The sequence below is a fragment of the Kluyvera ascorbata genome, from assembly GCF_023195735.1.
Classification (GTDB): Bacteria; Pseudomonadota; Gammaproteobacteria; order Enterobacterales; family Enterobacteriaceae; genus Kluyvera; species Kluyvera ascorbata.
The window spans coordinates 4,890,547-4,916,220 of record NZ_CP096201.1 but is presented as its reverse complement, the minus strand read 5'-3'; the positions used below and the strand labels follow the sequence as shown (position 1 = coordinate 4,916,220).

The following is a 25,674-nucleotide window of genomic DNA, read 5'->3' as shown; positions in this document are numbered from 1 at the left end:
GCCAGCGTTTGTTTTCTGCAAGGAGGAGACGATGACGGTAACGAGCGGAAGAATGCTAGTGGCAGTAACGGCCTGCGTCAGTGGGGTTGCCCACACGTATATGGCGGCGGAACGTCTGGAAAAACTCTGTCAGCAGGAAAAGTGGACGATAAAGATAGAAACGCAAGGTGCGCTCGGCATTGAAAATGCGCTGACGGAAGAGGATATCCGCCGTGCAGACGCGGTGCTCCTGATTACCGATATTGAGCTGAACGGTGCAGACCGTTTTACCCAGAGCCGCTACGTGCAGTCTGGGATTAGCGCCTTTTTACGCGAGCCGCAGAAGGTCATGACCGCGGTGCGCAAGCTGCTTTCCGCGCCGCAGCACACGCATATTATTCTGTCGTAGTCAGCTGGCTGTGGTACTGGCGACGGTACTCTGACGGTGAGCGGTCGGTATTTTTACGAAATAGACGGCAGAAGTAGTTGCTGTCGACAAACCCACAGGCGTGGGCAATCTCTTTGACCTTCAGGTCGTAGCCCTTCAACAACCGTCTGGCGTGTTCCAGTCGCGTGTGGTTGAGGTATTCGTTAAACCCCATCACCCCGCTTTTCTGGAACAGGTGCGACAGATAGTTGGGGGAGATGTAGAACGCCTGGGCGACTGATTCACGGGTCAGCGGTTCGGCAAAGTGGCTATCGATATATTCGCGAATGGCGTCGAACAGCGCCTGGCTGCGCGATGCGGTCTGGATTTGGCTGCTGAGCAGATCGGCACAGTGGCTAATCAGACTGGTGGCTATCAGGCGGGCGGTTTGCTGTTCCTGCGGCTGCATCTGAATTTCACTCATGGTTTGCAGCAGGAAAGAGCCGACGCGCGGGCCTCGTCGGGCGACGTGCTGCTTAGCCATGTTTTTCAACTGCTGCCCATCCCATTGCTGCACGCTAAACCCCAACTGCTGTTTGCCAAACAGAATGCTTAACGTGGTGACCGGGCTCTGCCACTGTGGGAAATTCCAGCCGCCAGCTGGAACGTAGAGTGCATCCAGTGCCTGCATGGACTCACCCAGCGCAGCGTCGGTGAGCTGCCCTTCAAGCAGGATCTCCAGCCGGGGAAAATCGACCTGAAAAGCCATCTCCGGCACCGGCGAGTGATTCCCGGCAAACCAGATTTTTTGCAGCGGCGTGATACCTGAGGCGATGTGGGAAAGCAGTGGGTTGATGTCGGAATGCATGGGGATCCCTGTCGTAGTGAACAACGAAGAAACCTTAACCGAGAGGATAAAAAAAGGCCACAAAGAATATGGCCTTTTGGCGTGCAGGTCGACCGGCCGACGCCGGAGCCGCACTGTACATATTCCCGGCGTCGCTTCGCTCGGCCGGGCTACATGGGGGAGAGATTAACCTGTGTTACGCATACCCGCAGCAACGCCCGCGATGGTGACCATCAGCGCTTGCTCAACGTTATGGTTTGGTTCCTGGCCTTCTTCTTCCGCTTTACGCGAACGGTGCAGCAGTTCGGCCTGCAGAACGTTCAGCGGGTCGGTGTAGACGTTACGTAGCTGGATAGACTCGGCAATCCACGGCAGGTCGGCCATCAGGTGCGCATCGTTTGCGATATCCAGCACCACTTTGATGTCGGCTTCCAGCTGGTCGCGCAGTTCGGTACCCAGACCCCACAGCTCTTTTTTCACCAGACGCTGATCGTAGTATTCCGCCAGCCACAGGTCAGCTTTCGAGTAGACCATCTCCAGCATGCCCAGGCGGGTTGAGAAGAACGGCCAGTCGCGACACATGGCCTCCAGCTTGCTCTGTTTGCCATCTTCAACCACTTTTTGCAGCGCGGCACCGGCACCCAGCCAGGCTGGCAGCATCAGACGGTTCTGCGTCCAGGCAAAGATCCATGGAATTGCACGCAGGGATTCAACGCCGCCGGTTGCGCGACGTTTTGCCGGACGTGAACCCAATGGCAGTTTGCCCAGTTCCTGCTCCGGCGTAGCGGAACGGAAGTACGGCACGAAATCTTTGTTTTCACGCACGTAGCCGCGGTACATCTCGCAGGAGATATCCGACAGTTCGTCCATGATGCCGCGCCACTCTTCTTTTGGTTCCGGCGGTGGCAGCAGGTTCGCTTCCAGAATGGCGCTGGTGTACAGCGACAGGCTGCTGACGGTGATTTCCGGCAGACCGTATTTGAAGCGGATCATCTCGCCCTGTTCGGTCACGCGCAGGCCACCTTTCAGGCTTCCCGGAGGCTGAGAGAGCAGCGCAGCGTGAGCCGGTGCGCCACCGCGGCCAATGGAGCCACCACGACCGTGGAACAGCGTCAGCTCGATGCCCGCTTTCTCACAGGTTTTGATCAGAGCATCTTGCGCCTGGTACTGCGCCCAGGATGCCGCCATGACGCCCGCATCTTTTGCGGAGTCGGAATAGCCAATCATCACCATCTGTTTGCCCTGAATAAATCCGCGGTACCAGTCGATGCCCAGAAGCTGGGTCATGACGTCGTCGGCGTTGTTCAGGTCGTCGAGGGTTTCGAACAGCGGAGCAACCGGCAGTGCGAAGGTAATGCCCGCTTCTTTCAGCAGCAGATGAACCGCCAGCACGTCAGACGGCGTTTTTGCCATTGAGATAACGTAGGCGGCGACTGAGCCGACAGGGGCATCGACAATCGCTTTACAGGTATTAAGAACTTCGCGGGTTTCGTTGCTTGGCTCCCAGCTACGCGGGAGAAGCGGACGTTTGGAATTCAGTTCGCGGATCAGGAAGGCCTGCTTGTCGGCTTCTGACCAGCTTTCGTAGTCGCCGATGCCCAGATAGCGAGTCAGCTCGCCCAGAGCTTCGGTGTGGCGGGTGCTTTCCTGACGCACGTCGATACGCACCAGCGGCACGCCAAAACACTTCACGCGACGCAGGGTATCGAGCAGTTCGCCGTTGGCGATAATGCCCATCCCGCAGGCCTGCAGCGATTTATAGCAGGCGTACAGCGGTTCCCACAGCTGTTCGTTCTGGCTGATAAGGCCCGCCGGTTTCGGTAGACGCTCGCCTTTCAGGCGCGCTTCCAGCCAGGCTTGGGTTGACAGCAGGCGGGTACGCAGGTTTTTCATCAGGAAGCGGTACGGCTCGGTTGCACCGGCTTCACCAACCAGCTCGCGCAGTTCGTCGGTACACTCGACCATCGACAGCTCAGAAATCAGGATCTGAATATCTTTCAGGAACAGGTCGGTCGCTTTCCAGCGGCTGAGCAGCAGCACGTGGCGGGTGATTTCTGCGGTGACGTTCGGGTTGCCGTCGCGGTCGCCGCCCATCCAGGAGGTAAAGCGTACCGGCACGAAATCGACCGGTAGCTGGTAACCGAGGTTCTCTTCCAGCTGTTCATTCAGTTCGCGCAGGTAGTTGGGTACGCCTTCCCACAGGCTGTTTTCCACCACCGCAAAGCCCCATTTGGCCTCATCAACCGGGCTTGGACGATGCTTACGAATTTCATCGGTGTGCCAGGACTGGGCAATCAGCTGGCGCAGTCGGCGCATCACCTGGTTGCGTTCGTAGTCGGCGATATCGGTGTTATCGAGCTGCTTTAAGCAGTTGTTGATCTCACCCATTTTGTGAATCAGGGTACGACGCGTGATTTCGGTTGGGTGCGCGGTGAGTACCAGCTCCAGCGACAGGGATTCAACGGCTTTTTTGATGATAGTTTCGTTGAGATTAGGTTGGTCTTTGAGTTTACGCAGGGTACGAGCAATCACTTCCGGGTTGCTTGCCGCTTCGCCTTTTGGCGAAATGCTGTGGTACTGCTCGGCGGTGTTGGCCAGGTTCAGGAACTGACTGAACGCGCGGGCGACCGGCAGCAGCTCATCGTTGGACAGGTTCTGCAGCGTGGTGAGCAGCTCCTGGCGATTGGCTTCGTTGCCCGCACGAGAAGATTTGGACAACTTACGGATCGTTTCTACACGGTCAAGAATGTTCTCACCAAGCGCATCCTTGATGGTATCGCCTAGCACTTTACCGAGCATACTGACATTACTACGCAACGCGGAATATTGTTCGTTCATTAACCCAGACACCCCATCTCATTTTATTTTGTTATATCCCAACCCCTGGAACGTAAGGGCGAGATAAAGACACCTCTTTTATAAAGCCACGTAAAAACCCGTACGTCAATTGCTGCGAAATCGCTTCAGCAAACGAATAAATCGCGACAATTTATGAAAGTTAATTCGTATCGTGCCAGATAAGAAATGCTTATGAAAATGTGAAGGAGATCGCGGCTTAGAGATGCCGGATGGCGCTGCGCTTATCCGGCCTACGGGTGGGGGTAGGCCCGGTAAGCGTAGCGCCACCGGGCAGAACACATTAATGCCAGCAGAAGTGATGCACGACCTGGGTAATTAACTCGCGCGTCGGCTTAATAAAGCGCGTTTCCAGGTATTCATCCGGCTGGTGCGCCTGATTAATTGAGCCTGGGCCTAAGACGATGGTCGGACACAGGGTCTGGATAAACGGTGCTTCGGTGCAGTAGTTCACCACTTCGGTCTTCGTACCGAGCAGTTTTTCCAGCACCTCGACCAGTTGGTGGTCTGGCGGGCATTCGTAGCCTGGAATTGGCGGATGCAGCTCGCTCACCGTCAAGCGTCCCGGCCATTGTGCGCTTACCGGCTCCAGCGCTTCATCCAGCAGACCGTTGAGATCGTTCAGGGTCATGCCAGGCAATGGGCGAATATCCATATGCAGCTCGCAGCAGGCACAGATGCGGTTGGAGGCGTCGCCGCCGTGGATCGCGCCGAGGTTGAGCGTTGGATACGGTACGGTAAATGCTTCGTAGTGATAGCGCTCTTTCAGCGAGTCGCGCAGCCGCATCACGCGGCCAATGGCGTCGTGCATGATCTCAATGGCGTTGACGCCGCGCGCTGGGTCGCTGGAGTGGCCGGACTGGCCCATCACGCGAATGGCGTTCGACATATGGCCTTTATGCGCGCGTACCGGTTGCAGTGAGGTAGGTTCACCGATGATGGCGCAGTCCGGGCGAAGCGCTGTGGATTCAGAGAAGTAGCGGGCGCCCGCCATGCTGGTCTCTTCATCGGCGGTTGCCAGGATATAGAGCGGTTTTTTAAGCGTCGTCACGTCAACATCACGCAGCGCATCCAGAATAAAGGCGAAGAAGCCTTTCATGTCGGCGGTACCCAGACCGTAGAGCTTGTTGTCGTGCTCGGTGAGGGTGAACGGATCGCGGGTCCAGCGTCCGTCGTCAAACGGCACGGTATCGGTATGGCCGGCGAGCAGCAGCCCGCCTGCGCCGTGTCCGGTGCTGGCCAGCAGGTTGAATTTATTGCGCGTGCCGGGAACCGGCTGTACCTCGACATTGAAGCCTAACGAGGAGAACCAGTCAGCAAGCAGAGTGATTAAAGACGCATTGCTCTGATCGAGCGCTTCTTCGGTTGCGCTGATGGAAGGAGTGCCGATCAACGCACGGTAAATCTCGATAAATGGGGGTAAATTGTTTTTCATTGTTGACACACCTCGGGTCATGATAGTATCAATATTCATGCAGTATTTGTGAATAAAAATACATTATCATTAGGCGTAAGAAAACCCACCAACGGTAGGGTGAATAGAAAACGCTTAATCAGGCAAACAGACATAAGAAGGTAAACGGCCCCGATGTTGAATACGCTGATTGTGGGCGCGAGCGGTTACGCTGGCGCAGAGCTTGTGACCTATGTAAATCGCCATCCTCATATGAACATAACCGCTTTGACGGTCTCAGCGCAAAGCAATGATGCAGGAAAGTTAATCTCCGATTTGCATCCACAGCTGAAAGGGATTGTCGATCTGCCGCTGCAGCCGATGTCCGATATCAGTGAGTTCAGCGCCGGTGTTGATGTGGTGTTCCTGGCGACCGCCCACGAAGTGAGTCACGATCTGGCCCCGCAGTTCCTCGCGGCAGGCTGCGTGGTGTTCGACCTTTCCGGTGCGTTCCGTGTGAACGACGGCGCCTTCTATGAAAAATACTACGGGTTTACCCATCAGCATCCTGAGCTGCTGGCGCAGGCGGTGTATGGCCTGGCCGAGTGGAGCGCCGAGGCGCTGAAAGAGGCGAACCTGATTGCGGTGCCGGGCTGTTACCCGACGGCGGCGCAGCTTTCCTTAAAACCGTTGATTGATGGGAATTTGCTGGATCTCACGCAATGGCCGGTGATTAACGCAACCAGCGGAGTGAGCGGCGCAGGGCGTAAAGCGGCAATCTCCAACAGCTTCTGTGAAGTGAGCCTGCAACCGTACGGCGTGTTCACCCATCGCCATCAGCCGGAAATCGCTAGCCACCTGGGCGCAGAGGTGATTTTCACCCCGCATCTGGGCAACTTCCCGCGCGGCATTCTGGAAACCATTACCTGCCGTCTGAAGCCGGGCGTGACCCATGCGCAGGTGGCGGAAACCTTACAACAGGCCTACGGTGACAAGCCGATGGTACGTTTATACGAGAAGGGCGTTCCGGCACTGAAAAACGTGGTCGGCCTGCCGTTCTGCGATATCGGTTTTGCGGTGCAGGGCGAGCACCTGATCGTCGTGGCGACCGAAGACAACCTATTGAAAGGCGCTGCCGCACAGGCCGTGCAGTGCGCCAATATCCGTTTCGGCTTTGCTGAGACGCAGTCTCTTATTTAAGGTGTGACGACGATGAATCCATTAATTATCAAACTGGGCGGCGTGTTACTGGATAGCGAAGAAGCGCTGGAGCGCCTGTTTACCGCGCTGGTCAACTACCGCGAGTCGCATCAGCGCCTGCTGGTGATTGTCCACGGCGGCGGCTGCGTGGTGGATGAGCTGATGAAGCAGCTCAACCTGCCGGTGAAAAAGAAAAATGGTCTGCGCGTCACTCCTGCCGATCAAATCGACATCATTACCGGCGCGCTGGCGGGTACCGCCAACAAAACGCTGCTGGCGTGGGCGAAGAAGCATGATATCGCCTCTGTTGGCCTGTTCCTCGGCGATGGCGACAGCGTGCAGGTGACGAAGCTGGATGAAGAACTAGGCCACGTGGGCCTGGCGCAGCCGGGTTCACCTAAACTGATTAATCTGCTGCTGGAAGGCGGTTTCCTGCCGGTGGTGAGCTCGATTGGCGTGACCGCCGAAGGGCAACTGATGAACGTTAACGCTGACCAGGCGGCAACCGCGCTGGCGGCAACGCTTGGCGCAGACCTGATTCTGCTCTCCGATGTGAGCGGTATTCTCGACGGTAAAGGCCAGCGTATTGCCGAAATGACGGCGGCGAAGGCTGAACAGCTGATCGAGCAGGGCATTATTACCGATGGGATGATTGTGAAGGTGAACGCGGCGCTTGATGCGGCACGTACGCTGGGTCGTCCGGTAGATATCGCTTCATGGCGTCACGCGGAGCAGCTGCCGGCGCTGTTTAACGGCACGCCGATCGGTACGCGTATTCTGGCTTAACTATTTATGCGCCCGATGGCGGCTACGCCTTATCGGGCCTACGTGAACAGAACCTGTAGGCCGGATAAGCGTAGCGCCATCCGGCAGTGAAATCGAAGAAATTAAGGAAGCATGTTATGGCACTTTGGGGTGGGCGTTTTACTCAGGCAGCGGATCAGCGGTTCAAACAGTTCAATGACTCTTTACGCTTTGACTATCGCCTGGCGGAGCAGGATATCGTTGGCTCTGTTGCCTGGTCCAAAGCGCTGGTGACGGTTGGCGTTCTGACGGCGGATGAGCAATCTCAACTGGAAGCCGCGCTGGGCGTGCTGCTGGAAGAAGTGCGGGCAAACCCGCAGCAGATTCTGGAAAGCGATGCTGAAGATATCCATAGCTGGGTTGAAGGCAAGCTTATCGACAAAGTGGGTCAACTGGGTAAAAAGCTGCACACCGGCCGTAGCCGTAACGACCAGGTCGCGACCGACCTCAAACTGTGGTGCAAAGATACCGTTGCTGAGCTGCTGACGGCAATCCGCCAGCTGCAAAGCGCGCTGGTCGACACCGCACAGGCAAACCAGGATGCGGTGATGCCGGGCTATACGCACCTGCAACGCGCGCAGCCGGTAACCTTCGCGCATTGGTGCCTGGCCTACGTTGAGATGCTGGCGCGTGACGAAAGCCGCCTGCAGGATACCCTTAAGCGTCTCGACGTAAGCCCGCTGGGCTGCGGCGCGCTGGCGGGTACCGCCTATGAAATCGACCGTGAGCAGCTGGCAGGCTGGCTGGGCTTTGCGTCCGCGACCCGTAACAGCCTGGACAGCGTTTCTGACCGTGACCACGTGCTGGAACTGCTGTCTGATGCGTCTATTGGCATGGTGCACCTGTCGCGCTTTGCTGAAGATCTGATCTTCTTTAATACCGGTGAAGCAGGCTTTGTTGAGCTGTCTGACCGCGTGACTTCAGGTTCTTCCCTGATGCCGCAGAAGAAAAACCCGGATGCGCTCGAGCTTATCCGCGGCAAGTGTGGCCGCGTACAGGGTGCGCTGACCGGCATGATGATGACCCTAAAAGGCTTGCCGCTGGCCTACAACAAAGACATGCAGGAAGACAAAGAGGGCGTATTTGATGCGCTCGATACCTGGATGGACTGCCTGCATATGGCGGCGCTGGTGCTGGACGGTATTCAGGTGAAACGTCCACGGTGCCAGGAAGCGGCGCAGCAGGGTTATGCGAACGCCACCGAACTGGCAGATTATCTGGTGGCGAAAGGCGTTCCATTCCGTGAAGCGCACCATATTGTCGGTGAAGCGGTGGTTGAAGCTATTGCTCAGGGCAAACCGCTGGAAGATCTGGCGCTGGCCGACCTGCAAAAATTCAGCGCGGTGATTGGCGAAGATGTCTACCCGATTCTGTCGCTGCAATCCTGCCTCGATAAGCGTGCAGCGAAAGGCGGCGTATCACCGAAGCAGGTGGCGCAGGCGATTAGCGACGCGAAAGCACGCCTCGCGTAATCTTTGTCTTTGTAGCCCGGCCGAGCGCAGCGACGCCGGGTTTTTTACGGCCAAAAAACGCGGGCCACGGGGCCCGCAAACGTTCATGTTGGCTTTATTTGTCGAGTTTGAGAGAAACTCCGAATCAGTGTGACGACTTCAAGGGTTAAACAAGGGCCACCTGTTTCTGTGGTGTATTATTGAACAGAACCCTTGATAGGGATAATCATTCATTGCTATTCTATCTATCGCCATGAACTATCGTGGCGATGGAGGATGAATAATGAATATTCGTGATCTTGAATACCTGGTGGCGTTAGCTGAACACCGGCACTTCCGCCGGGCGGCAGATTCCTGCCATGTCAGCCAGCCGACCCTGAGTGGGCAGATTCGTAAGCTGGAAGATGAACTGGGCGTCATGCTGCTGGAGCGTACCAGCCGCAAAGTGCTGTTCACCCAGGCGGGGCTGCTGCTGGTGGATCAGGCGCGTACCGTGTTACGCGAGGTCAAAGTGCTGAAGGAGATGGCAAGCCAGCAGGGGGAGACCATGTCCGGCCCGTTGCATATCGGCCTGATCCCAACCGTTGGCCCGTACCTGCTGCCTCATATTATCCCAATGTTGCACCAGACCTTCCCGAAGCTCGAAATGTATCTGCATGAAGCGCAGACCCATCAACTGCTGGCGCAGCTCGACAGCGGCAAACTGGACTGTGCGATTCTGGCGCTGGTGAAAGAGAGCGAAGCCTTTATTGAGGTGCCGCTGTTCGACGAGCCGATGATGCTGGCGATCTATGCCGATCACCCGTGGGCGGAGCGCGATCGCGTGCCGATGTCGGATCTGGCCGGTGAGAAGCTGCTGATGCTGGAAGACGGACACTGCCTGCGTGACCAGGCCATGGGCTTCTGTTTTGAAGCGGGTGCGGATGAAGATACCCACTTCCGCGCAACCAGTCTGGAAACGCTGCGCAATATGGTGGCGGCGGGTAGCGGTATTACGCTGCTGCCAGCGCTAGCCGTGCCGCAGGAGCGCCAACGCGACGGTGTGGTGTACCTGCCGTGCATTAAGCCGGAACCACGCCGTACCGTTGGCCTGGTCTATCGTCCGGGATCGCCTCTGCGCGGTCGCTATGAGCAGCTGGCAGAGGCCGTCCGTGAAACGATGGACGGCCATTTTGACAAAGCGTTAAAACAGGCGGTTTAAGCCGTTTAGCGCTGCTACCCGATAGGCTTCCGCCATGGTCGGGTAGTTAAAGGTGGTGTTAACGAAGTACTCAATGGTGTTACCGCCACCTTTCTGCTCCATAATCGCCTGGCCGATATGAATAATTTCGGCCGCGCGCTCGCCAAAGCAGTGAATGCCGAGGATCTCCTTGGTCTCCCGATGGAACAGGATCTTCAGGCTACCCACGCTCATCCCGACGATTTGCGCTCGCGCCAGGTGTTTAAACTGGGCACGACCGACTTCGTACGGCACTTTCATTGCTGTGAGCTGCTGTTCGGTTTTGCCGACAGAGCTGATTTCTGGAATGGTGTAGATACCCGTTGGGATATCTTCAATCAGGTGCGCGCTTGCTTCACCTTTCATTAACGCCTGCGCGGCAATGCGGCCTTGATCGTAAGCAGCCGAAGCCAGGCTCGGATAGCCGATAACGTCACCAACGGCATAGACGTGCGGCAGCGCGGTCTGGTACATGCTGTTCACTTTCAACTGGCCACGGCCATCGGCCTGTAGCCCGATGTTTTCCAGCGACAGCGAATCGGTGTTACCGGTACGGCCGTTGGCGAACAGCAGGCAGTCGGCTTTGAGCTTCTTGCCAGACTTCAGGTGCATGATCACGCCATCGTCCACGCCTTCAATCTTCTCGTACTCTTCGTTGTGGCGAATAACGACGCCGCTGTTCCAGAAGTGGTAAGAGAGGGAGTCTGACATTTCCTGATCGAGGAAGGCCAGCAGGCGGTCGCGGGTGTTGATGAGATCAACCTTAACCTCCATCCCACGGAAGATAGACGCATATTCGCAGCCGATAACCCCTGCGCCGTAGATAATCACGTGGCGCGGTTCGTGGTGCAGGCTGAGAATCGAGTCGCTGTCGTAAACGCGCGGGTGGGTAAAGTCGACGTCGGCCGGGCGATACGGGCGTGAGCCGCAGGCAATCACGAACTTATCGGCGGTGAATGTTTCGACGGAACCGTCCGGACACTCCAGCGCGATGGTGTGCTCATCGACGAAGCGAGCGTCACCCTGCAACATTTCACAGTGATTACGCTCATAAAAGCCCTGACGCATGTGAGTTTGCTGATTGATAACGCTATCGGCATGATTCAGGATGTCGGCAAATGAGGAGCGGAGAAGTCGGCTGTGGTCGCTGTAGAGAGGGTTCTGGTTGAATTCGATAATACGGCTAACGGCGTGGCGAAGGGCTTTGGACGGGATGGTACCCCAGTGGGTACAGCCGCCGCCGACATTATGATAACGCTCAATAACGGCGACACGGGCTCCTTGCTTCACCAGACCCATAGCAGCGCCTTCGCCGCCGGGGCCGGAACCAATTACTATTGCATCATAATCGTAGGAATGTGGCATGGTAAGGCTTACCTGTTCTTATACATAAAAGCAACAGAATCATAACATCATCGAAGTAATAACCCAATTATCGTTGGGCTTTTTTCATACGAAATAGCATAAATAGCATGTAAACAATCATTAACAAAGCTGCGTAAGTCGATTCGTTTTAATCTCTGGTATAGTGCCAACACGGCTTGTGGAAGGATTCAGTCATCGTGATGGGTGTTAGAGCGCAACAAAAAGAAAAAACCCGGCGTTCGCTGGTGGAAGCGGCATTTAGTCAACTCAGTGCCGAGCGTAGTTTTGCCAGCTTGAGCCTGCGCGAAGTGGCGCGCGAGGCTGGGATTGCGCCAACCTCCTTTTATCGTCATTTCCGCGATGTGGATGAGCTTGGGCTGACCATGGTCGATGAGAGCGGTCTGATGCTGCGTCAGTTGATGCGCCAGGCACGCCAGCGTATCGCCAAAGGCGGCAGCGTTATCCGCACTTCCGTCTCGACCTTTATGGAATTTATTGGCAATAACCCGAACGCTTTCCGCCTGCTGCTGCGCGAGCGTTCAGGCACCTCTGCGGCATTTCGCGCGGCGGTCGCCCGCGAGATTCAGCATTTTATCGCGGAACTTGCCGACTATCTGGAAATCGAAAACCATATGCCTCGAGCCTTTACGGAAGCGCAGGCTGAGGCGATGGTGACTATCGTATTTAGCGCGGGAGCGGAGGCTCTGGATGTAGGCCTTGAGCAGCGTCGACAGCTGGAAGAGCGGCTGGTGCTGCAGTTACGGATGATCTCCAAGGGCGCATACTACTGGTATCGCCGTGAACAAGAGAAGATGACACATCAGTCCGAATAAGGTGGTAGACGAGCAATGAAACAGTCAGGTCAAGATAAAGGTACGCTGCTGCTGGCGCTGTTGGCTGGCTTATCGATCAACGGGACGTTTGCGGCGCTGTTCAGCTCCATCGTACCTTTCTCTATATTTCCAATTATTGCGCTGGTGCTGACGGTGTACTGCCTGCATCAACGTTATCGGAACCGTACAATGCCGGTCGGGTTACCGGGCCTGGCGGCCGCCTGCTTTATTCTTGGCGTGCTGTTGTACAGCACCGTGGTGCGCGCAGAGTACCCGGACATCGGCTCTAACTTCTTCCCGGCGGTACTGTCGGTGGCGATGGTCTTCTGGATTGGCGTGAAGATGCGTAGCCGCAAGCAGGAACAGCAGTAAGTTGTAGGCCGGATAAGGCATGTATGCCGCCATCCGGCAATCTGCTCAGAAACTGCCGGATGGCGCGATGCTTATCCGGCCTACGTTCAGTTTTACTTCTTCGTTAACAGCACACCGCATTCCATATGATGGGTATACGGGAACTGATCGAATAGCGCCAGGCGTGAAATATTGTGCGTCTGGCTCAACGTTTCCAGGTTCTGGCACAGCGTCTCTGGGTTACAGGAGATGTACAGAATGTTCGGATACGCCTGCACCATCTTCTCGGTTTCGCTGTCCAGGCCGCTGCGCGGTGGGTCGACGAAAATCGTCTCGCATTGGTAGCTTTTCAGATCAATGCCCTGCAGACGGTTAAATTCCCGCACGCCGTTCATCGCCTGAGTAAACTCTTCTGCCGCCATGCGGATAATCTGCACGTTATCTATCTGGTTGGCCGCAATGTTGTACTGCGCTGCCGCCACGGACGGTTTGGCAATTTCGGTCGCCAGTACGCGGTTAAAGTTGCGCGCCAGCGCCAGCGAAAAATTACCGTTGCCACAGTACAGCTCCAGCAAGTCGCCGTTGGAATTCTGCGTAGCATCCAGCGCCCACTCCAGCATCTGAATGTTCATCGCGGCGTTCGGCTGGGTGAAGCTGTTCTCTACCTGACGATAGATCATCTCTTTGCCCGCAACCGGCAGGCGCTCATCGATATAGTCTTGATCCAGCGCGATTTTAGTTTTGGTTGCGCGGCCAATCAGGTGCACGTTCAGCCCCTGTGTGCGCAGCGCGTCACGCAGCGCTTCGGCCTGTTCGCGCCACTCGTCGTCGAGCTTTTTATGGTACAGCAGCGAGACCACCGCCTGATTGCTCAGGGTGGTGAGGTAGTCAATCTGGAATAGCTTGTGGCGCAGCGCGCGGTTATCGCGAACGCCGTCGAGCACGGCGGTCATCAGGGTGTTGATGAGCTGGCTTGCCGCAGGGAAAGCGTCTACGCGGATGCGGTTCTTGGTCTGCTGGTCGAACATGATGTGGTACAGGTCATCGCCGTCGTGCCAGATGCGGAATTCCGCACGCATACGGTAGTGGCTGACCGGCGAGCGAAACACCTCCGGCGCGGGAGCGCTAAACGGCGTCATCATCGTTTGCAGGCGAGTGACTTTCTCGGCGAGCTGAGCGTCGTACTGTTCGGTTGGGAGATGTTCGGGGGTCATGATGCATCCTGAATAATAAAAGTACGCGGGGATTGTAGGGCTTGTTCAGGGGATGTCCAGCGCCGATGAAGGTGAAAATCATAAATAGCAGTCTGGACATCTATATGTAACTAAATGTAGCATCCCCGTACCGGTCCTGTGAGTTAAAAGGGAACCCAGTGTAAATCTGGGGCTGACGCGCAGCGGTTAGGAAGGTAAGAGATGAGCGCATTTAATGCAGACACTGCGGCGTGCCGTGGGAAGTCATCGCCTCTTTATATAGCCTCCAAGCCCGAAGACCTGCCGGATAACGTCGCATGGGGTTTTATCGTCGCGAGCAACTGATAAAACCTGCGGCATCCCTTTTCTATTTGGATGCTTTTAAAAATGATTAAAAAAGCTTCGCTGATGACGGCATTATCCGTCACGGCATTTTCCGGCTGGGCGCAAGACAGCAATTCTGACTCGATGGTGGTGACGGGAACCCGTTTTCAACAGCCGGTAAATACGGTGCTGGCCCCTACTGATGTGGTTACTCGTGATGATATTCAGCGCTGGCAGTCCAAAGATCTGAATGATGTGATGCGTCGCCTGCCGGGAGTCGATATTTCGCAGACAGGCGGGATGGGAAATAGCTCTTCTCTATATGTGCGTGGCACCGAAGCGCGTCATGTGCTGGTGCTGATTGATGGGATCCCAATGGCGCGGCCAGGTGTTTCCAACGGCGTCGATATTGGACAGATTCCGGTCTCACTGGTGCAGCGTATTGAGTATATCCGTGGCCCGCGTTCTGCGGTTTATGGATCGGGTGCTATCGGCGGTGTAGTTAACATCATTACCATGAGTGACGATGAACGCGCACAAATCAATGCCGGGGTGGGTTCAAATGGTTACCAGACCTATGACGGCGCGGTGAATAAGCGCTTTGGCGACACGATGATAACGGCGGCGGGCGCTTATCAGACGACCAAGGGGTTTAATATTGTCCCTGATTCGGCTTACAGCGGCGACAGTGACCGAGATGGCTATCGCAATAAACTGTTCTGGGGAGCCGTGCAGCATAAGTTTGATGAAAACTTCTCGGGCTTCTTCCGTGGTTATGGGTACACGGCTAACAGCGATTACGATCAGAATACGATGTATGGTTCTCCCGAAGGTAATGACGAAGCTCAGAACTACAATCAATCCTGGGATACGGGGCTGCGCTATAACTCCGGCATCTACTCCTCCCAACTGATCGCTAACTATCAGCATCTTAAAGACTATAACTACACGAATAACCTCGGCCGCTATGCGGGCCAAGCCACGCTGGATGATATGGAACAGCGCTATATCCAGTGGGGGAACAACCTTGAGGTTGGGCACGGGGCGATTAGCGGTGGCGTTGACTGGAAGCAGGAAAAACTGGTTTCCGGCAGCACGACAAAAACCGATGCCTATAAACGTGATACGACGGGTCTTTACCTGACCGGGCAGCAGCAGATTGATTCCGTTACGTTGGAGGCATCGGGCCGTGAGGACCACGATGAGCAGTTTGGTTGGCACGGAACGTGGCAAACCGCAGCGGGTTGGGAATTTGTTGATGGTTATCGCGCAACGCTTTCTTATGGTACCGGCTTCCTGGCACCTTCTTTGGGGCAGCAGTATGGTGCAACGCGTTATGCATATGGAAGTAACCGAGGCATCATTGCCAATCCGAATCTGAAGCCTGAAGAATCTAAACAGTGGGAAGCAGGAATTGACGGTATTACGGGGCCGCTGGATTGGAGGCTCTCTACATACCACTATGAAATTCAAAATCTGATTGATTATAAAAGCTCGAGCCAATACAGCCAGTACATCAACGTGAAGTCGGCCACCATTAAAGGCGTGGAGTGGACGGGGAACATCACAACTGGCCCGGTCGAACATCACCTTACGCTGCAGTATGTTGATCCGCGTGATGACGAAACCAATCAGGTACTTGCTCGTCGCGCGAAACAGCAGGTGAAGTATGAAGTCACCGGGCAGGTTTACGATCTCGGCTGGAATATCGCTTACCAATATTTGGGGCAGCGTTATGACAACAACTACGACGAGACAACAAGCACCTCTAGTCGGGTTAAAATGGGTGGCGTGAGCCTGTGGGATATCGGATTGTCATATCCTGTCACCTCACACCTGACCGTTCGTGGTAAAATAGCCAACCTGTTCGATAAAGACTACGAGACAGCATATGGCTACCAAACTGCAGGACGGGAATACACCTTGTCTGGCAGCTACACCTTCTGAACCACGTCCTACCGTACTGGTGTTTGACTCCGGTGTCGGTGGGTTGTCGGTCTACGATGAGATCCGGCATCTCTTGCCGGATCTCCATTACATCTACGCATTCGATAACGTCGCTTTCCCTTATGGGGAGAAGAGCGAGGAGTTTATCGTTGAGCGCGTTATTGAAATCGTCACCGCGGTACAGGCCCGCTACCCGCTGGCTTTGGCGGTGATCGCCTGTAACACGGCCAGCACGGTCTCTTTACCAGCGCTACGCGACAAGTTTGCCTTCCCGGTTGTGGGCGTCGTGCCTGCCATTAAACCGGCGGCACGTCTGTCGGCTAATCGTATCGTAGGATTGCTGGCGACGCGGGGCACGGTAAAACGTCCTTATACCCACGAGCTGATTTCACGCTTTGCTAATGAATGCCGTATCGAGATGCTGGGGTCTGCCGAGCTGGTGGAGCTGGCGGAAGCGAAGCTGCACGGGGAGCCGGTTCCTTTGGAAGAGCTGCGCCGTATTCTGCGTCCGTGGCTGCGCATGCAGGAACCACCGGATACCGTCGTGCTCGGCTGCACCCATTTCCCTCTATTACAGGATGAGTTGCTGCAGGTGCTTCCCGAAGGTACCCGCCTGGTGGATTCCGGCGCAGCCATTGCACGTCGAACGGCTTGGTTGTTAGAACATGAAGCACCGGATGCGAAATCCAGCGAGGCGAATCTGGCTTACTGCATGGCGTTGACGACAGAAACTGAGCAACTTTTACCCGTTTTACAGCGCTACGGCTTTGAAACGCTCGAAAAACTGCCTGTTTCAGCCTGATTTGAGCAAAAAAGAGACGGTTGAAAAGTTTTTTTTAAACAGGGCTTGTCAACGTCTCAGAACTCCCTATAATGCGCCTCCACTGACACGGAACAACGGCAAGCAAGCCGCCGGGTCAGCGAGGTTCTCCTGAGAACTTCGACAGAGAAAAGCGAAATTAAATGCTTGACTCTGAAGCGGGAAAGCGTAATATGCACATCCCGCGCCGCTGACAAAAAGCGAAGCGGCACTGCTCTTTAACAATTTATCAGACAATCTGTGTGGGCACTCGAAGATACGGATTCTTAACGTCGCAAGACGATAAATGAATACCAAGTCTCTGAGTGAACACGTAATTCATTACGAAGTTTAATTCACGAGCATCAAACTTAAATTGAAGAGTTTGATCATGGCTCAGATTGAACGCTGGCGGCAGGCCTAACACATGCAAGTCGAACGGTAGCACAGAGAGCTTGCTCTTGGGTGACGAGTGGCGGACGGGTGAGTAATGTCTGGGAAACTGCCCGATGGAGGGGGATAACTACTGGAAACGGTAGCTAATACCGCATAACGTCGCAAGACCAAAGTGGGGGACCTTCGGGCCTCACACCATCGGATGTGCCCAGATGGGATTAGCTGGTTGGTGAGGTAATGGCTCACCAAGGCGACGATCCCTAGCTGGTCTGAGAGGATGACCAGCCACACTGGAACTGAGACACGGTCCAGACTCCTACGGGAGGCAGCAGTGGGGAATATTGCACAATGGGCGCAAGCCTGATGCAGCCATGCCGCGTGTATGAAGAAGGCCTTCGGGTTGTAAAGTACTTTCAGCGAGGAGGAAGGCATTAAGGTTAATAACCTTAGTGATTGACGTTACTCGCAGAAGAAGCACCGGCTAACTCCGTGCCAGCAGCCGCGGTAATACGGAGGGTGCAAGCGTTAATCGGAATTACTGGGCGTAAAGCGCACGCAGGCGGTCTGTCAAGTCGGATGTGAAATCCCCGGGCTCAACCTGGGAACTGCATTCGAAACTGGCAGGCTAGAGTCTTGTAGAGGGGGGTAGAATTCCAGGTGTAGCGGTGAAATGCGTAGAGATCTGGAGGAATACCGGTGGCGAAGGCGGCCCCCTGGACAAAGACTGACGCTCAGGTGCGAAAGCGTGGGGAGCAAACAGGATTAGATACCCTGGTAGTCCACGCCGTAAACGATGTCTATTTGGAGGTTGTTCCCTTGAGGAGTGGCTTCCGGAGCTAACGCGTTAAATAGACCGCCTGGGGAGTACGGCCGCAAGGTTAAAACTCAAATGAATTGACGGGGGCCCGCACAAGCGGTGGAGCATGTGGTTTAATTCGATGCAACGCGAAGAACCTTACCTACTCTTGACATCCAGAGAACTTAGCAGAGATGCTTTGGTGCCTTCGGGAACTCTGAGACAGGTGCTGCATGGCTGTCGTCAGCTCGTGTTGTGAAATGTTGGGTTAAGTCCCGCAACGAGCGCAACCCTTATCCTTTGTTGCCAGCGGTTCGGCCGGGAACTCAAAGGAGACTGCCAGTGATAAACTGGAGGAAGGTGGGGATGACGTCAAGTCATCATGGCCCTTACGAGTAGGGCTACACACGTGCTACAATGGCATATACAAAGAGAAGCGACCTCGCGAGAGCAAGCGGACCTCATAAAGTATGTCGTAGTCCGGATTGGAGTCTGCAACTCGACTCCATGAAGTCGGAATCGCTAGTAATCGTAGATCAGAATGCTACGGTGAATACGTTCCCGGGCCTTGTACACACCGCCCGTCACACCATGGGAGTGGGTTGCAAAAGAAGTAGGTAGCTTAACCTTCGGGAGGGCGCTTACCACTTTGTGATTCATGACTGGGGTGAAGTCGTAACAAGGTAACCGTAGGGGAACCTGCGGTTGGATCACCTCCTTACCTTAAAGAAGCGTTCTTTGAAGTGCTCACACAGATTGTCTGATGAAAATTAGCAGTAAAAATCTCTGCAGGCTTGTAGCTCAGGTGGTTAGAGCGCACCCCTGATAAGGGTGAGGTCGGTGGTTCAAGTCCACTCAGGCCTACCAAATTCGCAAGAATTGTCGGTACAGAGATTAGCATTTTGCGATGGGGTTATAGCTCAGCTGGGAGAGCGCCTGCCTTGCACGCAGGAGGTCTGCGGTTCGATCCCGCATAGCTCCACCATCCTTTACTGCAACAAACCCAAGAAAACTTCAGAGTGTACCTGAAAAGGTTCACTGCGAAGTTTTGCTCTTTAAAAATCTGGATCAAGCTGAAAATTGAAACAGCACACTGAACTCTGTTCTCCGTAATAAGAACAGACTGAGGTGTGTTTGAGTCTCTCAAATTTTTGCAGCACGATGATGAATCGAAAGAAACATCTTCGGGTTGTGAGGTTAAGCGACTAAGCGTACACGGTGGATGCCCTGGCAGTCAGAGGCGATGAAGGACGTGCTAATCTGCGATAAGCGTCGGTAAGGTGATATGAACCGTTATAACCGACGATTTCCGAATGGGGAAACCCAGTGTGTTTCGACACACTATCATTACGTGAATACATAGCGTAATGAAGCGAACCGGGGGAACTGAAACATCTAAGTACCCCGAGGAAAAGAAATCAACCGAGATTCCCCCAGTAGCGGCGAGCGAACGGGGAGCAGCCCAGAGCCTGAATCAGCATGTGTGATAGTGGAACGGTATGGAAAGGCCGGCGATACAGGGTGATAGCCCCGTACACAAAATTGCATGTGTTGTGAGCTCGATGAGTAGGGCGGGACACGTGGTATCCTGTCTGAATATGGGGGGACCATCCTCCAAGGCTAAATACTCCTGACTGACCGATAGTGAACCAGTACCGTGAGGGAAAGGCGAAAAGAACCCCGGCGAGGGGAGTGAAAAAGAACCTGAAACCGTGTACGTACAAGCAGTGGGAGCATCCTTCGGGGTGTGACTGCGTACCTTTTGTATAATGGGTCAGCGACTTATATTCTGTAGCAAGGTTAACCGAATAGGGGAGCCGCAGGGAAACCGAGTCTTAACTGGGCGTTAAGTTGCAGGGTATAGACCCGAAACCCGGTGATCTAGCCATGGGCAGGTTGAAGGTTGGGTAACACTAACTGGAGGACCGAACCGACTAATGTTGAAAAATTAGCGGATGACTTGTGGCTGGGGGTGAAAGGCCAATCAAACCGGGAGATAGCTGGTTCTCCCCGAAAGCTATTTAGGTAGCGCCTCGTGAACTCATCTTCGGGGGTAGAGCACTGTTTCGGCTAGGGGGTCATCCCGACTTACCAACCCGATGCAAACTACGAATACCGAAGAATGTTATCACGGGAGACACACGGCGGGTGCTAACGTCCGTCGTGAAGAGGGAAACAACCCAGACCGCCAGCTAAGGTCCCAAAGTCACAGTTAAGTGGGAAACGATGTGGGAAGGCTCAGACAGCCAGGATGTTGGCTTAGAAGCAGCCATCATTTAAAGAAAGCGTAATAGCTCACTGGTCGAGTCGGCCTGCGCGGAAGATGTAACGGGGCTAAACTGTGCACCGAAGCTGCGGCAGCGACACTATGTGTTGTTGGGTAGGGGAGCGTTCTGTAAGCCTGCGAAGGTGTCCTGTGAGGGATGCTGGAGGTATCAGAAGTGCGAATGCTGACATAAGTAACGATAATGCGGGTGAAAAACCCGCACGCCGGAAGACCAAGGGTTCCTGTCCAACGTTAATCGGGGCAGGGTGAGTCGACCCCTAAGGCGAGGCCGAAAGGCGTAGTCGATGGGAAACAGGTTAATATTCCTGTACTTGGTGTTACTGCGAAGGGGGGACGGAGAAGGCTATGTTAGCCGGGCGACGGTTGTCCCGGTTTAAGCATGTAGGCGGGAAGTTTAGGTAAATCCGGACTTCTTTTAACGCTGAGGTGTGATGACGAGGCACTACGGTGCTGAAGTAACAAATGCCCTGCTTCCAGGAAAAGCCTCTAAGCATCAGGTAACATCAAATCGTACCCCAAACCGACACAGGTGGTCAGGTAGAGAATACCAAGGCGCTTGAGAGAACTCGGGTGAAGGAACTAGGCAAAATGGTGCCGTAACTTCGGGAGAAGGCACGCTGATATGTAGGTGAAGTGATTTACTCATGGAGCTGAAATCAGTCGAAGATACCAGCTGGCTGCAACTGTTTATTAAAAACACAGCACTGTGCAAACACGAAAGTGGACGTATACGGTGTGACGCCTGCCCGGTGCCGGAAGGTTAATTGATGGGGTTAGCGGCAACGCGAAGCTCTTGATCGAAGCCCCGGTAAACGGCGGCCGTAACTATAACGGTCCTAAGGTAGCGAAATTCCTTGTCGGGTAAGTTCCGACCTGCACGAATGGCGTAATGATGGCCAGGCTGTCTCCACCCGAGACTCAGTGAAATTGAACTCGCTGTGAAGATGCAGTGTACCCGCGGCAAGACGGAAAGACCCCGTGAACCTTTACTATAGCTTGACACTGAACACTGGTCCTTGATGTGTAGGATAGGTGGGAGGCTTTGAAGCGCGGACGCCAGTTCGTGTGGAGCCAACCTTGAAATACCACCCTTTAATGGCTGGTGTTCTAACGTAGACCCGTAATCCGGGTTGCGGACAGTGTCTGGTGGGTAGTTTGACTGGGGCGGTCTCCTCCTAAAGAGTAACGGAGGAGCACGAAGGTTAGCTAATCCTGGTCGGACATCAGGAGGTTAGTGCAAAGGCATAAGCTAGCTTGACTGCGAGAGTGACGGCTCGAGCAGGTGCGAAAGCAGGTCTTAGTGATCCGGTGGTTCTGTATGGAAGGGCCATCGCTCAACGGATAAAAGGTACTCCGGGGATAACAGGCTGATACCGCCCAAGAGTTCATATCGACGGCGGTGTTTGGCACCTCGATGTCGGCTCATCACATCCTGGGGCTGAAGTAGGTCCCAAGGGTATGGCTGTTCGCCATTTAAAGTGGTACGCGAGCTGGGTTTAGAACGTCGTGAGACAGTTCGGTCCCTATCTGCCGTGGGCGCTGGAGAATTGAGGGGGGCTGCTCCTAGTACGAGAGGACCGGAGTGGACGCATCACTGGTGTTCGGGTTGTCATGCCAATGGCATTGCCCGGTAGCTAAATGCGGAAAAGATAAGTGCTGAAAGCATCTAAGCACGAAACTTGCCCCAAGATGAGTTCTCCCTGACTCCTTGAGAGTCCTGAAGGAACGTTGAAGACGACGACGTTGATAGGCTGGGTGTGTAAGTGTAGCGATACATTGAGCTAACCAGTACTAATGAACCGTGAGGCTTAACCTTACAACGCCGAAGATGTTTTGGCGAAAAAGACATCGATATTCAGCTTGATTACAGATTACATCAGAACGCAGAAGCGGTCTGATAACAGAATTTGCCTGGCGGCTGTAGCGCGGTGGTCCCACCTGACCCCATGCCGAACTCAGAAGTGAAACGCCGTAGCGCCGATGGTAGTGTGGGGTCTCCCCATGCGAGAGTAGGGAACTGCCAGGCATCAAATTGCAGTAAACCGGGATGAATAATCCGGGTAGTGACAAAGAAATTCGGTGGAGCGGTAGTTCAGTCGGTTAGAATACCTGCCTGTCACGCAGGGGGTCGCGGGTTCGAGTCCCGTCCGTTCCGCCACTTATTTGAAATTAAGCCTGCTACATTAGCAGGCTTAATGATAAAAAAAATTAAGAAGTCTTTAGGGGCGTAGCTCAGTTGGTAGAGCACCGGTCTCCAAAACCGGGTGTCGCGAGTTCGAGTCTCTCCGCCCCTGCCATATATAATCCTTTGCTTAGGCAAAGGATTTTTTTTGCCCAAAATTTGCCTTTCTTAAAGGCCCATCGCTGTTCACTCCGGGCCACTCATTTCCCTTGGTTATCAAAAAACGTTGTTTTTCAATATGTCGCGAATTTGCGCCTGTTTGTCGCTATTTTGCAGCCAGATCGCGTATAAAGGCCGTGAAATTGATGAACCATCAGCAACTGGATATAGGCCGTTTTGTTCCTGTGCCCACGACGTTGGCAACCAGGTACAACCCTTTAACGGCAGCAGCTGTCGATAGGCCAGACTCGCCGAACTGGTGGTTAACAACGGAATATCATCGCTGGCAATAAGCCCGGTTTCATGCTGCTGAAAATCCGCGCCCCACTCGAGACGGAGATAGTTGAGATCGGCTTTGATGGTGGCCGGTGACGCGCAAAACAGCTCCAGAGTAAAATGTCCCAGCAGCTGGCTGCTGAATTCATCCATCTTTGGTGTTTCTGTGGTGATCAGTAGATCGAGCTGGCGCTCATGCAACTGTTTCACCAGAGACTGTCGTTGCGCAATTCGTGCTTCAAACTGCAGGGCATCATCCGCCTGGTAGAGCCTTCCTAGCCACTCATTGAGCATACACTCCCACAGTGAAGCGCTGGCCCCAATCGAAAATTCGTTGTGCCGTGAGGTGCTGGCAACCTCCTTACGAGCTGCCTGCCATGTACTCATCAACGTCTCTGCGTAAGGGAGCAGCTTTTCTCCCGCTGCCGTCAGCCGTATGTTATTGCGGTGACGGGTAAATAAATTAACACCAAGCTGATTTTCTAACTGACGAATACGAAAGCTCACCGCAGATTGTGTCAGATAGAGCGCTTCTGCGGCTCGCCCGAAGTGGCGAGTTCTGCTCACTTCGAGGAAAGTTTTCAGCAATTCGGTATCCACAGCTTTCTCCGCAAAATTTTTTGTCGTAATGATTTAAATCTTTTGTTTTACACTCTGTCAAGCGTATCTAATACTCCGCGCCATAAATAGCTCGGCCAAAGAATTAGGAGCGTGTAGGATGGCGGAAAGCTTTACGACGACTAATCGTTTTTTCGATAATAAAAATTATCCGCGCGGGTTCTCTCGTCATGGTGACTTCACCATCAAAGAGGCGCAGCTGCTGGAACGTTATGGCTTTGCCTTTAACGAACTCGATCTTGGCAAGCGTGAGCCTGCAACCGATGAGGAACACCAGTTCGTCGCGGTATGCCGCGGTGAGCGTGAACCGGCTTCAGAAGCTGAACGTGTATGGCACAAGTATGTGACTCGCATTAAGCGCCCTAAGCGTTTCCATACGCTGTCCGGTGGTAAACCGCAGATGGAAGGCGCTGACGACTACACTGAAAGCGACGATTAAGAAAAAGGGGCTTCGGCCCCTTTTTTATTGCAGTAAGGTTTGCAGGTGGCTAAGCATGCGATCAATCCCACGGTAGCTTAACGCTTCCTGCAAATGTCGACGCTCGATGGCGTCAACGCCCTCCATATCGGCCAACGTGCGTGCAACCTTAAGTAGCCGCTGCCAGGCACGTATCGAAAGCCCCAGTTGTGTGAGCGTCTGTTCCAACCACCGTGAATCCTCATCGCAAAGGGCGCAATGCAGCCTTGCCTCACCGCTACCGAGATGGGCATTAAGCTTCCCCTGCCGAGTAAACTGACGCTGATGGGCAGCAATCACGCGACGCTGTACCTCCCGACTACTCTCTTCGAGACGAACGGGTTGGCTTAGCAATCCTGGCGGAGGCATGGGTATCTCGAGCGATAAATCGAAACGGTCGAGGAAAGGCCCTGACAGACGGTTGAGATAGCGCAGCGTCTGTTCTGGCGTGCAGCGATTGTGCTTTCCCTCATAGTGTCCGGTTGGGCTGGGATTCATGGCAGCAATCAGCTGGAAGCGAGCAGGGTAGGTGATTTTGGCGCGCGTCCGTGAAATATGGATCTTACCCGACTCGATAGGCTCTCTTAACGCATCCAGCACCCGACGTTCAAACTCCGGCAGTTCATCCAGAAATAGAATGCCGTTATGGGCCAGAGAGACCTCTCCAGGGGCAGGTATTGACCCTCCGCCCACCATTGCCGTTAACGAGGCGCTATGGTGCGGTGCGCGAAAAGGGCGGCAGCGCCACTCGGCCTGCACGCGGCGACTATTTTCCAGACTGATGATAGCGGCGCTTTCCAGCGCCTCGCGATCGTTAAGCGGTGGTAGTAGACCTCTGAGCCTGGAAGCGAGCATGGTTTTGCCGGTGCCCGGTGGGCCTATCAGCAATAAATTATGCCCGCCCGCCGCCGTCACCTCTAACGCGCGCTTCCCCTGCTGCTGCCCGATGACTTCACTCAGGTCGTCAGCCGCCTCGGTAATTACAGGTGTCTCCGCAGGTGGGAGGCGCAATTCCTGCTTCCCTTCCAGAAACGCACACACTTCCAGAAGATGGCTTGCGATAAGACAATCGTTGCCGCCTAGCAGCCCAACCAACGGGGCATCGTCTTCAGCAAGTACTATCTGCCGCCCGGCGTTGATGGCCTCCATTGCCGCAGAGATGGCTCCAGGAATGCCGCGTAATGCGCCTGTAAGCGCTAATTCCCCCACGAACTCATATTGACCCAGTTTCTGGGTGCTAAGCTGCTCAGAAGCCGCCAGGAGCGCAATAGCGATAGGTAAATCATATCGACCGCCTTCTTTCGGCAGGTCGGCGGGAGCCAGGTTGATGGTGATTTTTTTCGCCGGGAAGGTATAACCGCTGTTGATGATTGCGCTGCGAACCCGATCCCGGGACTCTTTGACGGTCGTTTCCGGCAGACCCACCATCACCAGCCCCGGCAGCCCCTGGCTGATATGCACTTCAATGGTAATGAGTGGCGCATTCACGCCGAGCGCTGCACGCGTATAGACGACGGATAGTGACATAACTCCTCCCTGATGAAGAGCATTATGCATCGGCATGCTGTCGTATTA

At 54.6% G+C, this 25,674-nt stretch carries 17 protein-coding genes, 4 tRNA genes, 3 rRNA genes and 1 riboswitch; of the genes, 17 read left to right on the top strand and 7 right to left on the bottom strand.

The annotated features are described in order from the left end of the window. Positions 1-31: 31 nt before the first annotated feature. Positions 32-388, top strand: coding sequence for a PTS fructose-like transporter subunit IIB (locus tag MY052_RS23485; protein WP_115073653.1), 357 nt, complete (start codon positions 32-34; stop codon positions 386-388). On the opposite strand, the gene MY052_RS23480 is transcribed toward MY052_RS23485, so the two are convergent. The 3 genes from MY052_RS23480 to argE all read right to left on the bottom strand — a co-directional run bounded on the left by MY052_RS23480 (position 375) and on the right by argE (position 5,484). Beyond that, the gene (locus tag MY052_RS23480; protein WP_115073652.1) at positions 375-1,214 is read right to left on the bottom strand and encodes a helix-turn-helix transcriptional regulator; all 840 of its coding nucleotides are present in this window, start codon (positions 1,212-1,214) and stop codon (positions 375-377) included. The genes MY052_RS23485 and MY052_RS23480 overlap by 14 nt on opposite strands. Before the next feature lie 165 nt (positions 1,215-1,379). After that, complete coding sequence (ppc, locus tag MY052_RS23475) at positions 1,380-4,031, bottom strand: phosphoenolpyruvate carboxylase (RefSeq protein WP_123651636.1); 2,652 nt, start codon at positions 4,029-4,031, stop codon at positions 1,380-1,382. 301 nt (positions 4,032-4,332) lie between these two features. Beyond that, complete coding sequence (gene argE / locus MY052_RS23470) at positions 4,333-5,484, bottom strand: acetylornithine deacetylase (RefSeq protein ID WP_248537953.1); 1,152 nt, start codon at positions 5,482-5,484, stop codon at positions 4,333-4,335. 153 nt (positions 5,485-5,637) lie between these two features. On the opposite strand from argE, the gene argC reads away from it, so the two are divergent. The 4 genes from argC to oxyR all read left to right on the top strand — a co-directional run bounded on the left by argC (position 5,638) and on the right by oxyR (position 10,098). Continuing rightward, positions 5,638-6,642: an N-acetyl-gamma-glutamyl-phosphate reductase gene (gene argC / locus MY052_RS23465; RefSeq protein WP_248537952.1), complete on the top strand. Its 1,005-nt coding sequence runs from the start codon at positions 5,638-5,640 to the stop codon at positions 6,640-6,642. Positions 6,643-6,654: 12 nt separating this feature from the next. Continuing rightward, positions 6,655-7,428 (top strand): acetylglutamate kinase, encoded by a 774-nt coding sequence (gene argB / locus MY052_RS23460; protein WP_248537951.1) that lies wholly within the window; start codon positions 6,655-6,657, stop codon positions 7,426-7,428. Positions 7,429-7,544: 116 nt separating this feature from the next. Further along, the gene (argH, locus tag MY052_RS23455) at positions 7,545-8,918 is read left to right on the top strand and encodes an argininosuccinate lyase (RefSeq protein WP_248537950.1); all 1,374 of its coding nucleotides are present in this window, start codon (positions 7,545-7,547) and stop codon (positions 8,916-8,918) included. A 262-nt stretch (positions 8,919-9,180) separates the two neighbouring features. Then, complete coding sequence (gene oxyR / locus MY052_RS23450) at positions 9,181-10,098, top strand: DNA-binding transcriptional regulator OxyR (protein WP_035896652.1); 918 nt, start codon at positions 9,181-9,183, stop codon at positions 10,096-10,098. Here the strand turns inward: oxyR and sthA are convergent. Continuing rightward, positions 10,081-11,481, bottom strand: coding sequence for a Si-specific NAD(P)(+) transhydrogenase (gene sthA / locus MY052_RS23445; protein WP_035896650.1), 1,401 nt, complete (start codon positions 11,479-11,481; stop codon positions 10,081-10,083). The two genes, oxyR and sthA, sit on opposite strands and share 18 nt — an antisense overlap. A gap of 197 nt (positions 11,482-11,678) precedes the next feature. On the opposite strand from sthA, the gene fabR reads away from it, so the two are divergent. Both fabR and MY052_RS23435 read left to right on the top strand, forming a co-directional pair. Continuing rightward, on the top strand, positions 11,679-12,314 hold the full coding sequence (gene fabR, locus MY052_RS23440; RefSeq protein ID WP_035896647.1) for an HTH-type transcriptional repressor FabR: 636 nt from the start codon (positions 11,679-11,681) through the stop codon (positions 12,312-12,314). Positions 12,315-12,329: 15 nt separating this feature from the next. Continuing rightward, entirely contained in the window at positions 12,330-12,686 is a 357-nt protein-coding gene (locus MY052_RS23435) for a YijD family membrane protein (RefSeq protein ID WP_035896644.1), read from the top strand. A gap of 92 nt (positions 12,687-12,778) precedes the next feature. Here the strand turns inward: MY052_RS23435 and trmA are convergent, their stop codons facing one another. After that, positions 12,779-13,879, bottom strand: a complete 1,101-nt coding sequence (gene trmA, locus MY052_RS23430) for a tRNA (uridine(54)-C5)-methyltransferase TrmA (protein WP_248537949.1) — start codon at positions 13,877-13,879, stop codon at positions 12,779-12,781. A 114-nt stretch (positions 13,880-13,993) separates the two neighbouring features. Continuing rightward, positions 13,994-14,180: riboswitch (cobalamin riboswitch) on the top strand. Between the two features lie 65 nt (positions 14,181-14,245). Here trmA and btuB point away from each other — a divergent pair. From btuB to MY052_RS23385, 9 genes are all read left to right on the top strand, one after another. Then, on the top strand, positions 14,246-16,129 hold the full coding sequence (gene btuB, locus MY052_RS23425; RefSeq protein ID WP_248537948.1) for a TonB-dependent vitamin B12 receptor BtuB: 1,884 nt from the start codon (positions 14,246-14,248) through the stop codon (positions 16,127-16,129). Continuing rightward, positions 16,074-16,931: a glutamate racemase gene (gene murI, locus MY052_RS23420; protein WP_202216823.1), complete on the top strand. Its 858-nt coding sequence runs from the start codon at positions 16,074-16,076 to the stop codon at positions 16,929-16,931. Before btuB ends, murI begins: the two co-directional genes overlap by 56 nt. A 370-nt stretch (positions 16,932-17,301) precedes the next feature. Then, positions 17,302-18,841: ribosomal RNA gene (locus MY052_RS23415) — 16S ribosomal RNA — on the top strand. A gap of 69 nt (positions 18,842-18,910) precedes the next feature. Continuing rightward, a tRNA-Ile gene (locus MY052_RS23410) sits at positions 18,911-18,987 on the top strand. A 42-nt stretch (positions 18,988-19,029) separates the two neighbouring features. After that, positions 19,030-19,105: transfer RNA gene (locus MY052_RS23405), tRNA-Ala, on the top strand. A 210-nt stretch (positions 19,106-19,315) separates the two neighbouring features. Continuing rightward, a 23S ribosomal RNA gene (locus MY052_RS23400) occupies positions 19,316-22,223 on the top strand. A gap of 94 nt (positions 22,224-22,317) precedes the next feature. Then, a 5S ribosomal RNA gene (gene rrf / locus MY052_RS23395) occupies positions 22,318-22,433 on the top strand. The 16S, 23S and 5S rRNA genes sit together here with 4 tRNA genes alongside, the layout of an rRNA operon. A gap of 55 nt (positions 22,434-22,488) precedes the next feature. Beyond that, a tRNA-Asp gene (locus MY052_RS23390) sits at positions 22,489-22,565 on the top strand. A 63-nt stretch (positions 22,566-22,628) separates the two neighbouring features. Then, positions 22,629-22,704 (top strand) — tRNA-Trp (locus MY052_RS23385). Positions 22,705-22,805: 101 nt separating this feature from the next. On the opposite strand, the gene hdfR is transcribed toward MY052_RS23385, so the two are convergent. Beyond that, positions 22,806-23,624 carry an HTH-type transcriptional regulator HdfR gene (gene hdfR / locus MY052_RS23380; RefSeq protein ID WP_035896410.1) on the bottom strand — a complete coding sequence of 273 codons (819 nt, stop codon included), beginning with the start codon at positions 23,622-23,624 and terminating at the stop codon, positions 22,806-22,808. Between the two features lie 118 nt (positions 23,625-23,742). Here hdfR and MY052_RS23375 point away from each other — a divergent pair, with 118 nt between their 5' ends. Beyond that, positions 23,743-24,081: a MaoP family protein gene (locus MY052_RS23375; RefSeq protein ID WP_035896409.1), complete on the top strand. Its 339-nt coding sequence runs from the start codon at positions 23,743-23,745 to the stop codon at positions 24,079-24,081. A 24-nt stretch (positions 24,082-24,105) separates the two neighbouring features. Here MY052_RS23375 and MY052_RS23370 read toward each other — a convergent pair whose 3' ends face one another. Beyond that, positions 24,106-25,626 carry a YifB family Mg chelatase-like AAA ATPase gene (locus MY052_RS23370; protein WP_035896408.1) on the bottom strand — a complete coding sequence of 507 codons (1,521 nt, stop codon included), beginning with the start codon at positions 25,624-25,626 and terminating at the stop codon, positions 24,106-24,108. Positions 25,627-25,674 lie beyond the last annotated feature (48 nt).